This window comes from Candidatus Palauibacter soopunensis, from assembly GCF_947581735.1.
Classification (GTDB): domain Bacteria; phylum Gemmatimonadota; class Gemmatimonadetes; order Palauibacterales; family Palauibacteraceae; genus Palauibacter; species Palauibacter soopunensis.
This window is the reverse complement of sequence record NZ_CANPVT010000040.1, coordinates 22,394-36,921: the sequence shown is the minus strand read 5'-3', so window position 1 is coordinate 36,921 and position 14,528 is coordinate 22,394. Positions and strand designations below refer to the sequence as shown.

Below are 14,528 nucleotides of genomic sequence, written 5' to 3'. Positions count from 1 at the left end.
GAATATGGACCCCGCCATGCGCGCGGCGAAAGCCGGACCGAAGCTGGCAGGCCGGGCTGTTAGCGCCGGCGTCGGATCCCGCGCCTCAGAGCGGTGGGCTCGGGGCGCTCGACCTCCGACTCCTCCGGGGGCGGCGGCTCCACCTCGGGTTCGAAGCCGGGAACGACGCGGCGCTCGATCGTGTCGCCCAGGAGGCGTTCGATCGCTCTGATCTCGACCCAGTCGCTCGACGCCATGAGCGTGATGGCGTCGCCGGTGTCGTCGCCGCGCGCGGTGCGGCCGACGCGGTGCACGTAGTCTCTGGGGTCTTCGGGCACGTCGAAGTTCACGACATGGCGGATGCCGCGGATATCCAGACCTCGCGCGGCCACGTTGGTGGCGACGAGGACCCGGATCGAGCCTTCGCGGAAGCGGCGCAGCGCCTTGTCGCGCTGGTCCTGGTGCTTGCCGCCGTGCAGCCCCGCCACCGCGACGTCGTGCGACCGCAGATAGTCGGCGAGGTAGGTCGCCGTTACCCGCGTGCGCGTGAAGACGAGCACCTGCCCCTCCGGCCACTCGCCGAGCAGGTGGTGCAGGAGGGCGTGCTTCTGTGACCAGTCCACTGGGTGGAGGACCTGGCGGATCCCCTCCGCCGCCGTCTCCCGGCCCACCTGTACCTCTTCCGGGTCGGTCATCAGTTGATGGGCGAGCCAGCGGACGCCGTTCGGCATCGTCGCCGAGAAGAGAAGCGTCTGCCGGTCGTCCGGCGTGTGCCGAACGATCTCCTTCACATCGTCGATGAACCCCATGTCGAGCATGCGGTCGGCTTCGTCGAGCACGAGAACCTCGACGCGGGACAGGTCCGCGTTTCCGCGCTTGATGTGGTCGAGCAACCGGCCCGGCGTGGCGACGAGCACGTCGCACCCGAACGAGAGTTCCGCCTGCTCGGGCCCCAGCGGGGTGCCGCCGTGGACGACGACGGACTCGATGGAGGACGCGGCGCCGTAGGTCGTGACCGCCGCCTCGACCTGCTGCGCCAGTTCGCGGGTCGGCGTGATGACGAGGCCCCGCGGGGCGGTGGATGACTCCGTGGCCGCAAGCCGCTGCACTGCCGGCAGGGTGAAGGCCGCCGTCTTGCCGGTGCCCGTGTGGGCCGTGCCGAGAACGTCGCGGCCGGCGAGGATGGCGGGGATCGCCTGGCGCTGAATCCCGGTGGGCTCGACGTAGCCCGCCCTTTCCACCGCCTCGACGAGATCGGGGGAGAGACCGAGTTGGGCGAAGGGGTGCCCTTCGTCACTCACGTGCGTACCGTCTCATGAGTCGCGGGGCGCGGCGGGCGGACCGCCGGGCAGGCGAGCGTTTTTTTGGGAGCGGGCAGGATGACCAGACTTCGTTTCGCCATGGAATCGGACAGACGTCGGGTCTTCGCCCGACGGAGCATGCGCCGCCACGGTGGGGCGCGGGAAGTCGCTTCGCAAGACGGAGGGGGGTCCGCAGGGGCGAAGCTCCGCCGCGCCGCGCTCGCCCTGTGCCTCCTGCCGGGCCTGTCGACCGGCTGTCGGCCGGCCCCGGAGGGACCGCGCCCGCCGCGGATTCCGGCGGAGCAGGCGACGCTCGATGCCGCCTCGGTGGCCCCCGAACCGGGGATCGAACTCCGGCGCCCGGCGGATCGCGCCGGCTTCGATATCGCGCACTATCGGCTCGAACTCGACCTCTCGCGCCCCGCCTCGGGCGCGTTCGGCGCCGTGGCGACGCTTCGCGGCGACCTCGCCGCCGGTGCGGACCGGGTGGACCTCGACTTCATCGGGCTGGACGTCGCGTCCGTGACGATGGATGGCCGCACCGTCGAGTTCGGACGGGGCGGCTCGGTGCTCACGGTAGGCCCGTTCGAGCCGTCCGCCGCCGAGGTGGAGCGCGAGATCCGCATCGAATACGGAGGCGCGCCGGAGAACGGCCTTTTCTTCGGCGAGGACCGCAACGGCGAGCCGGCCGTGTTCGCGGACAACTGGCCGAACCGCGCCCGGTGGTGGTTCCCTTCCAACGACCACCCTCTGGACAAGGCCACCGCCCGCTTCGAGGTACTGGCGCCGGAGGGATTCGAGGTCATCGCCAACGGACGTCTCGTGGAGACGCGTCCGGGGGCGGAGGGCGGGACCGTGTGGACCTGGGAGACGGATCCCGGCGCGCCGATCCCCTCCTATACGATGGTCGTGGGGATGGCCCGCTTCGAGCGTCGCCCCCTCGGCGCGGCGGGCTGCGGGCTCTCCCCCGCGGCGCCTCGCCCCCAAGGAGGAGGGGAAGCCTGCGCGGCCGTGTCCGTGTGGGCGCTGGCGGGCGATGGCGACTACGGGGCGCAGCGTTTCTCGCGCGCGCCGGACATGCTCGACTTCTACAGCGAGCTGATCGGGCCCTATCCCTATGAGAAGCTCGCCCATGTGGAGTCGTCGACCCGCTTCGGGGGCATGGAGAACTCGAGCGCGATCTTCTACGGGCGGGGCGCCTGGGAGGAGCGCCGCATGGGCGAGGGGGTCATCGCCCACGAGACCGCGCACCAGTGGTTCGGGGACGCGGTGAGCCCGGCGTCCTGGAGTCACCTCTGGATCAGCGAGGGCTTCGCCAGCTACTTCGGCCCGCTCTATTTCGAGGCCCGGGACGGGGTCGACGCCTTCCGCGCGCTCATGGGTGCGAGCCGCGAGGTCGCGGTGGGGTCCGACGTGGTGGGACAGGCGATCGTCGACTCCAGTTCGAACCAGCTCTTCGACCTGTTGAACCGGAACAACTACCAGAAGGGCGCCTGGGTCCTCCACATGCTGCGACATCACGTGGGGGACGAGGCGTTCTTCCGCGGGATCCGGGACTACTACGCCGGTCACCTCCATCGCGTGGCCCTCACCGACGACGTGCGGGCGGCGTTCGAGCGGGCCTCGGGCCGCGAACTGGGCTGGTTCTTCGACCAATGGGTCCACGGCCCCGGGCACCCGCGGCTCGAGGTGGAATGGGGCCCGGAGGCGGAGGATCTCGTGCTCTCGATCCGTCAGGCGCAACCGGCGGAGTGGCCGGTGTTCACGCTCGATCTCGACTTCGAGGTCGAGGGCGGCGGGGCCGACGGCCGCCGGGCGAGCGTGCGCGTCGATGCGCGGGAGGCGACGCTGCGAATTCCGGGTGCCGCCGGGGCCGAGGGCGTGCGCTTCGACCCCGACGTCAGCGTGCTCGCGACGGCCGAACTGCGGCGGCGCTGACCGGGCGGGCGCCGCGGGCCGGCTCCGGGCTGCCGAGCGAGAGGTCGCACGCCAGGAGATCGTCGTCCGTTTCGCGGCGAACCACCTCCCGCGCCGCGCCGTCCCGCACGAAGACGACGGCGGGGCGTCCGACCCCGTTGTACCGGCTCGACATCGCGAACACGTAGGCGCCCGTGCCCGGGATGGCGAGCACGTCGCCCACCGCCGTGTCGCCGGGCAGCGTCGCCGCCGGCGCGATCACATCGCCCGACTCGCAGTGCCTTCCCACGACGCGAAACGACCGCGGGGCGTCGCCGCGCCCGCGCGATGCGTTGAGCACCTCGTAGCTCGCCCCGTACAGCGATGGGCGCGGATTGTCGGAGAGCCCGCCGTCCACTGCCAGTGCCTCCCCGGCCCCATCGAGGCGCTTGCGCGCGTGGATCGTGTAGAGGGTGAGCCCGGCGTTCGCGATCACGGACCGGCCCGGTTCGACGATGAGCCGGTACGCGCCGAGCCGGGCCTCCGCGTCGGACCGGTCCAGGCCGACCTGCAGCGCCTCGGCATACTCCCGGGGCGAGGGGACCTCTTCACCGGCGCGATAGGGCGCCGCGAGCCCTCCCCCGAGATCCAGATCGACCGTCCCGGGAAAACAGAGCCGAAGCGGCGCCACGAAATCCACGGCCGCCTCCGCGACCCGGGAGAAGAGCACGGGATCCCGAATCTGGCTGCCCGCGTGGATGTGGACCCCGGTCAGGCGCCACTCTCCGGCGCCCGCGATCCGGCGCGCGACGGACGCCGCGACGGACGGCGACATCCCGAAATGCGTGCCCGGCCCAACGGTTCGCACCTTCTCGTGGGTCGCCGGATCCAGATCCACGTTCAGTCGCAGGAGCAGGTCCGGACGGTGGCCGGATCCGACGGCGGCCGCCGCCCTCCGGAGGTCATCGACCTCGTCCGGATGGTCGATGACGATCCGTCCCACGCCGTACGCGATGGCTCGTTCCAGCTCGGCGGCCGACTTTGCGTTCCCGTGCAGGATGACGTTCCGCCCCGGGAAGCCGGCCCGCCGCACGAGTTCGAGTTCCCCGCCGGAGACGACGTCCACCAGCCAGCCCTCCCGGTCCAGCAGCCGCACGAGGGCCCCGCACAGGAAGGCCTTCCCTGCGTAGGTCAGTCCGGCGTCCGCCCCGAAAGCGGCGCGAAAGCGGGTGAGGCGGTCCTCGAGGTGGCTCTCGTCGACGACCACCAGCGGCGTCCCGAACCGGGCGGCGAGTTCCGTCAGGGCCACTCCGCCGACGCGCCCGCGCCCGTCGGCTTCCGACCATGAAACGGGGAGGACGTGCTTCACATCAGCGCCCCGACGACCGCGAAGCCCGCGGTCGCGATCCCTCCCGCGACGAGCGCGTACGGAATCTGCGTGCGGACGTGTTCGATGTGATCGGTGGCGGACGCGAGTGAGGCGATGATCGTCGTATCGCTGATCGGGCTGCAGTGGTCACCGAAGATGCCGCCCGACAGCACCGCTGCCACGAACGGCGCGGGCGGCAGGCCGAGAGCGTTCGCGAGCGGTATGGCCACCGCGAGCATGATCGCGAACGTCCCCCAACTGCTCCCGGTGGCGAAGGCGATCGCGCCCGTCACGACGAACACCAGCGGCAGCAGCGCCATGAGCGGGAAGCCGTCTCCGACGATGCCCGCCGCATAGAGACCCGTCCCCAGCGACCTCGTCACGTCGCCGAGCGACAGCGCGAGCCAGAGCACGACCGCCATTCCGGTGAGCGCCCCCGCCCCCTTCAGTCCGACCCGGCTCAGGCTCTCCAGATTGAGGGAGCGCTGCGCGAGGGCGAGGACCCAGGCGAGCCCCAGCCCGACGATGACCGCCCACAACACGCTCGTCGAGCCGGAGCCTTCCCTGATGTCGCCGCCACCCGTCACCCACATGAACACGGGCATGGAGACGACCATGGCCGCGATCGGGATGAGCATGTTGCGAGGCTTGAGGACGACGCCCTCGGCCGGCGGCGGCGCGATCTCCTCCGGGTCCGCGAGCGCCACGGCGTGGTCCCAATGGAGACGCCCGTCCCGCGTGCGCGCCTCGGCTTTCTTCATCGGGCCCCAGTTCCAGCCCCGGAAGGCGGTCAGGCCCGCGAGGATGAGGGCCGCGACGGCATAGAGGTTGAGCGGAATCGCGATGAGAAAGACGCCGAGCGGGTTGGCCACGCCCTGCTCGGTCAGGATCCCCAGGACCAGCGCGCCCCACGCGTTGAACGGGATCAGGATGCAGACGGGGGCCGAGGTCGAGTCGACGATGTAGGCCAGCTTCTCCCGCGATATCCGGAAGCGGTCGAAGAGGGGCCGCGACACCGAGCCCGCGACGAGGATCGTGAGATTCGATTCGATGAAGACGACGATCCCGATCAGCCAGGCCATGATCTGGGCGCGCCGGGCGTTCGTCACCCAGCGGGCCTCCTCGACCCAGCGCACGAAGCCCCGCATTCCGCCATTCGCCTCCACCGTGGCGATGAGGGCGCCGATGAGGAAGGTGAAGACGATGACCCGCGCGTTGCCCGCGTCGCCGAGCACGCCGATCGCGCCATCGATCGCGCCCGCGGCGCCCGCGGCCGGGTTCCAGCCGGAGAGAATCGTGTGTCCGAGCCAGATGCCGGCCGCGAGGGAGAGAAAGACCTGGCGGGTGTAGATCGCGAGGCCAATGGCCAGCAACGGGGGGAGAAGCGAAGCGAAGCCGTACGTGCCGACTTCCTGCAGGGCGATTTCGGCCATTCACATCCTCCCGGGGTGTAGCAGTCCGCGGCGACGACTCAGCGCCTCGAGACCCAGCGGCTCCGTCGATCGTAAAACCTGAGGGGTTCGTCCGCCGCACGCGAGATCCCGATCCGCGTCGTGACCTGCACGGCGGCCTCCGGGACCGACTCTCCCCAATGCAGGGAGAGCGGAGGATGGTCGAGCCGGTGCCCCTGCATTTCGGGGCCGACTCCGAGCGCCTGGGCGAGCCGCGCCGGGCCGTTGGTGAGTTCGGCGCGACCGCGGCGGCGGCGCATGACATCGAGACCTTCGGTCGGCTCGATGGCTCGCAGGAGGACGCCGGCCGGGAAGTCCTGCGGTCCCGTGACGACGTTCAGGAGCCAGTGGATGCCGTAGTTGCGGTGGATGTACGCGGTGCCCGGAGGTCCGAACAGCGGCGCGTTCCGCGCGGTGCGGCCGATCCGCTCCGCCGCGTGGCAGGCGTCGTCCTCGGGCCCGGTGTAGGCTTCCGTCTCGACGATCCGGCCGGCCGTCCGCTGGCCGGCGCAGTCGGAGTACACCGTGCAGCCGAGCAGCGCCCGGGCCACCTCGACGGCGGGGCGAGAGAGAAAGTCGGCGTCGATCGGTCCGGACCCGAGGCCCCGACCGGCCGCGTCGTTCAGCCCTCCAGCTCTGCGCGCCGGGCTTCGCGAACCACCTTCGCCCGGCCTTCCGAGAGCACTTCGGTCAAGCGCGCCGGCTCGGAGTCGATGACCTCGAACACCCGGTCGCCGAAGTGATCGAAAAGCACCTCCGCGGTCCGCTTCCCGACGCCCGCGTAGTTCCGGACCATGTGCCCGATGGGTCCTCCGGCCGGCTTCGCGGCCGGTTTCGCAGCCGACTTCGCGGTTCCGCGGGACGACTTGTCGGCCCCTCCGGCCTTGTTGGCCGCCGGCCTGTCGCGAGCCGGAACGTCCGCGCGCGGCGCAGCTTCCTTCGTGGCCCGCGCGGCGGGTTCCTCATCGGCGACCGGCCCGATGCGGGGCGCACCCACCTTCTTCGCCGCGCCCGGCGCGGCCGTCCGCCCGCGGGACCCCGACCGATAGCGCCCCAGCGTTCGCCGGGAAGGCGTCGTCTCGCTGCCGCTCGGCTGGCTGTCTCCGGCTTTCGGCTCGGGCTTCGGTGCCGACGCCGCGGGCTCCCTCTTTGGCGTCGCCTTCTCACTCGGCTCCGAGGCGCGCGGTTGCCGCGCCTTCGGCTGGCCGCCGCGCTCGGCGGCCCGGCCACGCCGCTCATCGGGCCGACCCCGATCCGCCCGGCCCTTCGCGGCTGTCTTTGCGCCCCGAGCGCCGGATGGGTCCTTCCCGCCGCGTTCGGATCGAGACGGCTCCGCCTTCCGCTGCTGAGGCGGCTTCTTCCGCTGACCCGCCGTGTCCGCACTCGCCGCCCGCGACGATGGCGCCCGCCGGGGCGCCGACTTGCTCGGGGGCGCCGACTTGCTCCGAGGCGCCGACTTGCTCGGGGGCGCTGTTTCGCTGCGGGCTGCCGGCTTGCGCGGAGACGCCGACTCACGCGGAGACGTCGCCTCGCGACGGGGCGCCGGCTTGCTCAGGGGTGCCTGCTTACTCTGGGACGCCGCCTCGCTGCGGGTCGCCGGCCCGCGCCGGAGCCGGCCCAGCGTCTTGCGCGCGGCCCTGGCCGCAGCGGACAGGGGGGACCGCCCACCCACTTCGTCCGTGCTCCCGTCCGGCTCCGACTTCGCCTTGCGTGCGGGTGCGGCCGGTGCATCCACCACGGTCAGATAGTGATTGCCGTCCTCATGCCGCGACATCCGGACGACCCCCGCGTCGTGCGCCGCCCGCAGGAACAGGCTGAACTTGCTGAAGCCGAAGACGCCTTCATCGAAGGTGCTGTCGTACTGCAGGAGCTTGCGCTTGGCCATGGAATCGCGGACCGGGGCTCCGTCCCGCGAGAGCTCGGCCACCGCGCGCTTCAGCGCCTCGTAGGCACCTTCGACGGCGGCCGAAGCGTCCGTCCTCTTCGCCGTCGTTTTCGCCGACGGTTTCCCGGCCTTCGCGGGTGCGCGCTCTTCCGAAGCCTTCGGGGCGGACGCGCGGCTGCGGCCGGAGCCTCCGCGTCGGCCGCGCCGACCGCGGCTCCTCGCCGTCGCGGCCTCCCCCCCGGAGGACACCGCGTCGCCGCCCGCCGCTGCCGCCGACGTCGCCCCGGACGGCAGGCCGACATCGTACTGTCCGTTTTCCCGCTTCTGCAGCACGATTCGATCGCGCTTGGCCGCTTCATTCAGAAATCGATTGAATCGGGAGAAACCGGCCGTCTTCTCGTCGAAGCCCGGGTCCATCTCCAACATCACCTGCTTCAGGCGATCCGACCGCATGACATCGCCGCGCTCGGCCATGCGCGCGACGGCCCTGCTCGTCAACTCCCACGGGTCGTGCTTCTCCGTCTGGATTTCGTCGGCCGACGTGAGCCCGGACAGCCGGTTGTAGCTGTAGTACTCGTCGCAGTTCTGGACGAGGATGTCCGAGGTGGATTCCTGGAGTCCCACGCCGATCACATACTTCCCGTACTCCTTCAGTTTCAGCACGAGGCTCGAAAAGTCGGAGTCCCCGGAGAGGAGGATGAAGGTTCCGATCTCGGGGCGCGTGAACACCAGTTCGAGCGCGTCGATCGCGAGCCGGATGTCGGTGGCGTTCTTCTTCGACGACCCGTAGGCGGGCGCGAAGATGAGATCGATGGAGGATTCGGAGAGCGGCACGATGTACTGCGGATAGCGTCGCCAGTCCGCGTACGCTCGCTGGACGGCCACCTTGCCGCGGATGATGTCCGATTCGAGGAAGTTGCGGAGTTCCTGTCCCAGGTTGGACCGGATCCCCATGGTCACGTTGTCGAAATCGATGAGAAGCGCCGCGGCGTCTGCCATATCGGCGGATGGGCGCCGGTGAGGCGCCCGCATGTACGTGTCGTTCATGTCCCTCTTGTCCGTTCGTTGCCGCGAACGGCCCGGTGAGGCCCCTCCGCCTCGCCCCCGGTGGCGGGGGGGATGGTGAGAGGGGTCTACGGACAACCGTTCGCGTTCTCGGTCTAGTTGGCCTCCGCGCGTATGATGCGGGCCAGACTCACGCGGCGCGCTTGTGCGCTGGAGGCCTCCGGAAACTCATCCAGAAAGTGAATGAGATCCGGCACTCTGTGCTCTGCCAGAGATTCGTGGCAGAAATCGCGGATTTCGTCGGCCGTGATCAGAGCCCCTTCGGCAGTGATCACGCAGGCGCAGATGAGTTCACCCAGCACGTCGTTGGGGATCCCGAGAACCACCGCTTCTTCCACCGCGGGGTGGGACCGGAGCTGCGCTTCGATTTCGGCAGGGTGTACGCTGTTACCCCCGCGAAGAATCACGTCGCTCAAGCGGCCGACGATATGCAGGTAACCCTCGGGGTCGACCATCGCAAGGTCGCCGGTCTTCAGGAAACCGTCTTCCGTCATGGTTTTTCGGGTCTGGCCGGGCTGGCGGAAGTAGCCGCGCATCACGTTGAAACCTCGCACGGCGAGTTCGCCCACGGACTCGGTGGGGAGTTCTCCCCCGTCCTCGTCAAGCACCTTGAGTTCGACGCCCTCGAGCGGGCGACCCACCGTGTGGGCCCGCTTCGATTCGGGATCGGACCGGGTCGTGATCGAGACCGTCGGGGAGGTCTCGGTGAGGCCGTAGGCGCTTTCGAGATCGGGGATCAAACGACGGCGCGCGTCGCGCACCAGGTCGTCGCCGACAGGGGCGCCCGCGATGACCCCGGTGCGCAGGGAATCGGGCCGGGCCCCGCCGCGTTCCAGCGCCCGCAGCAGCATCACGAACATGGTCGGGACACCGTGCACGACCGTGGCCTCGTGCTCCCGCGCGAGCGCGAGCGCGCCGGCCGCGTCGAACGTCTCCTGCAGCACGAGCGCCCCTCCCGTGCCGAGCGTCGTGAGCAGGGCGGTGAGCCCGAAGATGTTCGGCAGAGGGACGATACACAGCGTTCGATCGTCGCCGTCCAGCTCCAGCCGCGCGGCCGTCGCGAGGGCGGTGCGCACCAGGTTGTCGTGCGTGAGGACGACCCCCTTCGGAGCCCCCGTCGTCCCGGGCGTGTACAGAATCGCGCAGGGATCCCGCTGCAGGTCCACATCCGTCGGCGGGATTTCCCGGCCGCGGCCGCTCGCGATGAGGTCCTCGAACTGGAAGATCCGGTCGTCGTACCAGAGATCTTCCTCTCCGACCGTCACCACGTACTGAAGGTCCGGCAGACGGGTGAGGAGGCTCTCGAAGCGCTGGAGATAGTCCACACCGTCCCAGCTCTCGGCCGAGATCGCGACGGCGGCCTCGGAATTCCGCAGCGTGAAACGCAGCTCGCGCGCGGAACAGTTCGGACTGATGGGCACGAGGACGGCGCCGGCTTCCGCGACCGCGAGAGTGGAGACCACGAATTCCGGCCAGTTGGGCAACTGGACCGCGACGCGGTCGCCGGGTTCGACTCCCAGGTTGTGAAGCCCCACGGCCAGGGCGCGCGCCTGCGCCGCGACGCGGGAATAGCTCCACGACCCGTCCCGCGCCCGTATGCAGGGCGCGTGCGGGCTCAACTCCGCGTATCGGGCGAAGAGATCGGCGACGCTGAGCGCGGAGGTCGGTGACGGTTCGGGGGGGATCACTTCCGACAATCTCAACCCCCCGGGGCCGGCCGTAAAGCCGTCGCGAGCGGTTCTCCGAGATCTTCCTCGCCGAGCCCGAAGCTGTGTCGTCCATCCGTGTCGATGGCCACCTCGCCGAGTTGCGAAAGGAATACGCAGCGGATCCGATCCTGACGCGCCTTCTTGTCCTTCGACATCGCATCCCGAATCTCGGTTGGCTCACGGTCGGTTTCCCAGTCGCCGCCGAGCCCGCACGCCTCCAGCAGCGCGGCGAGCCGTTGGGAGGTGCCGTCCTCCGTAATCCCGAGCAGTTCTCCGAGACGGGATTCGACGCGCATCCCCGCGGCGACGGCCTCGCCGTGGAGGAGCTTGTAACCCTCGAGCGCCTCCAGCGCGTGGCCCACGGTGTGTCCGAAATTCAGAATCTCGCGGCGGCCGTGCTCCAGCGGATCGTCGCCGACCACGGCCGCCTTGTGCCGCACGACGCGCTCGATGAGTTCCGCGGATGCGTCGGGGTCGCCGCTCGATAGCGCCGCAGAGCCGCGCGTCATCCAATCCCAGAGTTCCACATCGAGAATCGCCGCCGTCTTCACGGCCTCGGCCAGCCCGGCGCTGCGCTGATGCCGTGGCAGCGTCTCCAGCACGGCGGGATCGATGAGCACGGCCGATGGGTGATGGAACGCCCCGATCAGATTCTTGCCCGCTTCCGTATCCACCCCCGTCTTCCCTCCCACGGAACTGTCCAGCATGGCCAGAAGCGTCGTGGGAATCTGAACGACGGGAACCCCGCGCATGTACGTGGCCGCGACGAAACCCGCCAGATCGCCCGCGACCCCGCCTCCCAGCGCGACGACGGCGGAGTCGCGGCCGAACCGCGCGTGAAGCATGCGATCGCTCAGCGCGGCCCACTGCTCCCGGCTCTTGTTCCACTCGCCCGCCGGGAACGGGAACAGATCGGCGGCGAGACCGGCATCCTCCAGGCGGGAGACGATCCCGGCGCCATAGAGCCGCGCGACCTGCGAATCCGCGATCACGGCGTATCGGTGCGCCAGCGCGTGTCGCCGGCAGATCGACGCCGTCTCGTCGAGCAGGCCCGGTTCGATGTGAATCGGGTAGCCCCCGCCCCCGGTGACCCGCACCTCCAGAGTCCTACGGCTCATGAGCCTCCATCGGAAGCACCCGTCAGTCGCAGATCCGTGACGGCGACACCCTCCGGGTCGATCGCGGCCGCCAACTCGGCGATCGAGCGCCCGAGCGCGGGATGTCGCCAGGCGCCGGCAACCTCCGCCAGCGGGAGGAGAACGAAGGCCCGATCCGCGAGGGCGGCGTGTGGAATCGCCAGATGCGGCGTTTCGACAACTTCGTTCGCGTAGAGAAGGATGTCGAGATCGAGAGGACGGGAGGAAAATCTCGGCGCATCCGGGTCGCGTCCCGCGTTCGATTCGAGACCCTTGAGCGAGGCGAGCAGGGCGCCGGGCTCGAGACGGGTCCAACCGACGCAGCAGGCGTTCAGGTAGGCGGGTTGGTCCAGGCCGTAGGCGGGCGCCGTCTCATAAACCCTGGAGAACCGCGGCTCGACCAGCACCTTCTTCGCCAGGTGTCGCGCGGCGGCGCGCAGATGGTCGATGCGAGAACCCAGATTCGATCCCATCCCGAGGGCGACGGCCCGCAGCGAGGCGTCAATACCGGAGGATGGCCGACCGGACCCCGTCAAGGCGCGCCGGCCGCCGAATTGCTAGCGACTCTCCGGGAGGGCCGGGACGATGCTGCTGCCCGGATTCGTGTTGCCCGGCTCATCGAGCGCGGTGTCTTCCGTGGAATCGACGGCCGGAACCGTGGGCCCGACGGTGAGGTCCAAACACCCGGTCGCGGACACGCCGGCCAAGCCGATCAGGAGCGCGCATGTCGCCAGGAAGTGCGTGGCTCTCAGTCTCATGTATGCCTCTGTACTCTTGCTCGGGATCGTCTCCGTAGCCGAAAGCTAGTGCGGCGGACGACCGCCGCACAACGAGGAAACGTCCGAAGTCCGCCTTTTCTGACACGTCGGATCCCGGATGCGCGGACGCCACCGGAACGAAACCCGGTGGCCTCCGCCGCCTACTCGAGGACGCCCTCAGGCGCCCCCGCACGGGATCCTCCGCAGAGGAAATGCTAACGCACTACGAGATCGGCGTTTGCCGCCCGACCCTCAGCCGCGAGACTCCTCTGGATACGCTCCAGCGAGTACGCCGCACGCTGCAGCGCAGCGTCGAGACTGCCCGGCACGACCGCGGGCGGGATGGGGTTCCCGGCCGAACTCGCCTCTCCCCCGCCGAAGGTGTAGATGTCCCGCTGCAGCACCTCGAGATCGGCGGCCGGGATCGGCAATTGCAGCGCACTCCCCGCCGGCAGGATGTCGTTACGCCGTCCGTGCCAGAACTCGAGTCCGCCGAACACGTTGAACACGTTTTCGAAGTGCTCGAACCACATTGCGTCGCGCAGGTTCCCGCAACGGCCCTGCACGTCGTACCGCTTCCGCGGCGTGCACTCGCCCGCCGCGTTCGAGGGCACCGCGTCCGTCGGGTTCGACGGCGCCGGGGGCAACCCCGCCTCCGCGCGCGTCTTGTTCACGATGTCCGCGGCAGCCGAGAAGTTGCCCATCCGGTAGTGAGCCTCGGCGACGTACGTGTCCATTTCCTGGTGCGTCATGGACTCCATCGCGCCGAACTCGCAGCGGCTGCAACTCAGCGTGTAGTCGTCGTACCGCGAGTCGCCGTAGTGCGACTGCCGGTACGTTCCGCGCTCCGGCCGGAAGATGATCGTCGCGTTGTACCGGTGACGCGGGCCATACGAGGCCGCCGAGGGACTCACGGGCTCCCCGAGCGTACCGTGCTCGTTGACCGCAGGGAACCGCTTGTCGTCCCCGAACGTCATCTCGCGCGCCGTCCGCTGTTCCGTGGGGAACGTCAGCCAGTCCTGGTACTGGCCGCTCTGATCCGCCATGCCGACCCAGTCCATGTGCATGCGGTGCCAGGTCCGGTTCTCCTGCATGAAGATCTTGATGCCGCTCCACCATGGAGTGCCGGAAGACCGGTCCTCGCCGATGGCCACGAGTTCGCGAATGCCGTTCTCGGCATCCGAGATGATGCTGCCCCAGTTCACGCCCGCGGCCTCGGCATCCGTCCGCGGCAGGTTGGCGGCACAGCGCGCCTTCCAGCTCACCAGGTAATCGGCGAGCTGGTTGTTGTCCCAGGGATTCCCGTTGATCCACGTTTCCGGTAGCGTGAACGAGGACGAGCGGGCGGCAGCCTCCGCCTCATTCAGCTTGCTCACCGCGTACTGGTAGACGGCGTTGTAGTCGACCGTGTCCAGCTCGCCCGTCAGGTCCACCGTCTCGTCGACGATGAACGCCTGATCGTACCACAGCGAGAGCAGGCAGTTCAGTATGGCCTGGCTCGCCATCGCGAACGTGCGCGCACGCACATTGCGCTCGCCTCCGGGGCCGATCTCCAGACCCTCGTCGAGGGCCCGGATCCCGTCCGACGCCGCCGAGATGCCGCCGTAGGCGTCACCCCAGTTCGCCTCGAAGATGTACGACGGACTGTACGCGGCCGAGTTCGGCAGCGGTTCGCGGGGTTCACGACCGAGGTCGTTCATCCCCATGTTGCCCCACGTCGCCGTGTGGCGGCTCGACATGTGATTGAACGCGAAGTTCGCGTTGTTCCAGTAGTGCCCGATTTCCCAGACCTTGAGGAAGGAGCTCGCGATGAGCGTCTCCACATCGTCCGGGCCCGCCAGCGCACGCGCCCTGTCCGGCTCGTTCGGGTTGTCGACCTGCAGGTCGCAACCCGTAAAGCCGACCGTAAGCGCCAGCGCAATGGCAGGCAGTGTCAGCTTCCTTTTCATGACCCCTCCATTACTCAAATCCATGTCCGT

The 14,528-nt window shown here is 69.6% G+C and carries 11 protein-coding genes; 1 reads left to right on the top strand and 10 read right to left on the bottom strand.

The annotated features are described in order from the left end of the window. Window positions 1-59: 59 nt before the first annotated feature. On the bottom strand, window positions 60-1,280 hold the full coding sequence (locus tag RN901_RS11050; protein ID WP_310758341.1) for a DEAD/DEAH box helicase: 1,221 nt from the start codon (window positions 1,278-1,280) through the stop codon (window positions 60-62). A 78-nt stretch (window positions 1,281-1,358) separates the two neighbouring features. Between RN901_RS11050 and RN901_RS11045 the strand changes: the two genes are divergently transcribed. Continuing rightward, window positions 1,359-3,218: a M1 family metallopeptidase gene (locus RN901_RS11045; RefSeq protein ID WP_310758340.1), complete on the top strand. Its 1,860-nt coding sequence runs from the start codon at window positions 1,359-1,361 to the stop codon at window positions 3,216-3,218. On the opposite strand, the gene lysA is transcribed toward RN901_RS11045, so the two are convergent. From lysA to RN901_RS11000, 9 genes are all read right to left on the bottom strand, one after another. After that, window positions 3,181-4,545: a diaminopimelate decarboxylase gene (lysA, locus tag RN901_RS11040; RefSeq protein WP_310758339.1), complete on the bottom strand. Its 1,365-nt coding sequence runs from the start codon at window positions 4,543-4,545 to the stop codon at window positions 3,181-3,183. The two genes, RN901_RS11045 and lysA, sit on opposite strands and share 38 nt — an antisense overlap. After that, window positions 4,542-5,978, bottom strand: coding sequence for a Na+/H+ antiporter NhaC family protein (locus RN901_RS11035; RefSeq protein ID WP_310758338.1), 1,437 nt, complete (start codon window positions 5,976-5,978; stop codon window positions 4,542-4,544). Before RN901_RS11035 ends, lysA begins: the two co-directional genes overlap by 4 nt. Before the next feature lie 38 nt (window positions 5,979-6,016). Continuing rightward, on the bottom strand, window positions 6,017-6,583 hold the full coding sequence (locus tag RN901_RS11030; protein ID WP_310758411.1) for a DNA-3-methyladenine glycosylase: 567 nt from the start codon (window positions 6,581-6,583) through the stop codon (window positions 6,017-6,019). Between the two features lie 35 nt (window positions 6,584-6,618). Next, complete coding sequence (locus RN901_RS11025) at window positions 6,619-8,928, bottom strand: NYN domain-containing protein (protein WP_310758337.1); 2,310 nt, start codon at window positions 8,926-8,928, stop codon at window positions 6,619-6,621. A gap of 113 nt (window positions 8,929-9,041) precedes the next feature. Further along, entirely contained in the window at window positions 9,042-10,634 is a 1,593-nt protein-coding gene (locus RN901_RS11020; protein WP_310758336.1) for a class I adenylate-forming enzyme family protein, read from the bottom strand. Between the two features lie 11 nt (window positions 10,635-10,645). Then, window positions 10,646-11,773: a 3-dehydroquinate synthase gene (gene aroB / locus RN901_RS11015; protein WP_310758335.1), complete on the bottom strand. Its 1,128-nt coding sequence runs from the start codon at window positions 11,771-11,773 to the stop codon at window positions 10,646-10,648. Then, window positions 11,770-12,264, bottom strand: a complete 495-nt coding sequence (gene folK / locus RN901_RS11010; RefSeq protein WP_310758334.1) for a 2-amino-4-hydroxy-6-hydroxymethyldihydropteridine diphosphokinase — start codon at window positions 12,262-12,264, stop codon at window positions 11,770-11,772. The genes aroB and folK overlap by 4 nt, the downstream gene beginning before the upstream one ends. Before the next feature lie 84 nt (window positions 12,265-12,348). After that, window positions 12,349-12,549 carry a hypothetical protein gene (locus tag RN901_RS11005; protein ID WP_310758333.1) on the bottom strand — a complete coding sequence of 67 codons (201 nt, stop codon included), beginning with the start codon at window positions 12,547-12,549 and terminating at the stop codon, window positions 12,349-12,351. 215 nt (window positions 12,550-12,764) lie between these two features. Continuing rightward, a complete protein-coding gene (locus tag RN901_RS11000; protein ID WP_310758332.1) occupies window positions 12,765-14,498 on the bottom strand; it encodes a hypothetical protein in 1,734 nt (577 codons plus the stop codon). Window positions 14,499-14,528 lie beyond the last annotated feature (30 nt).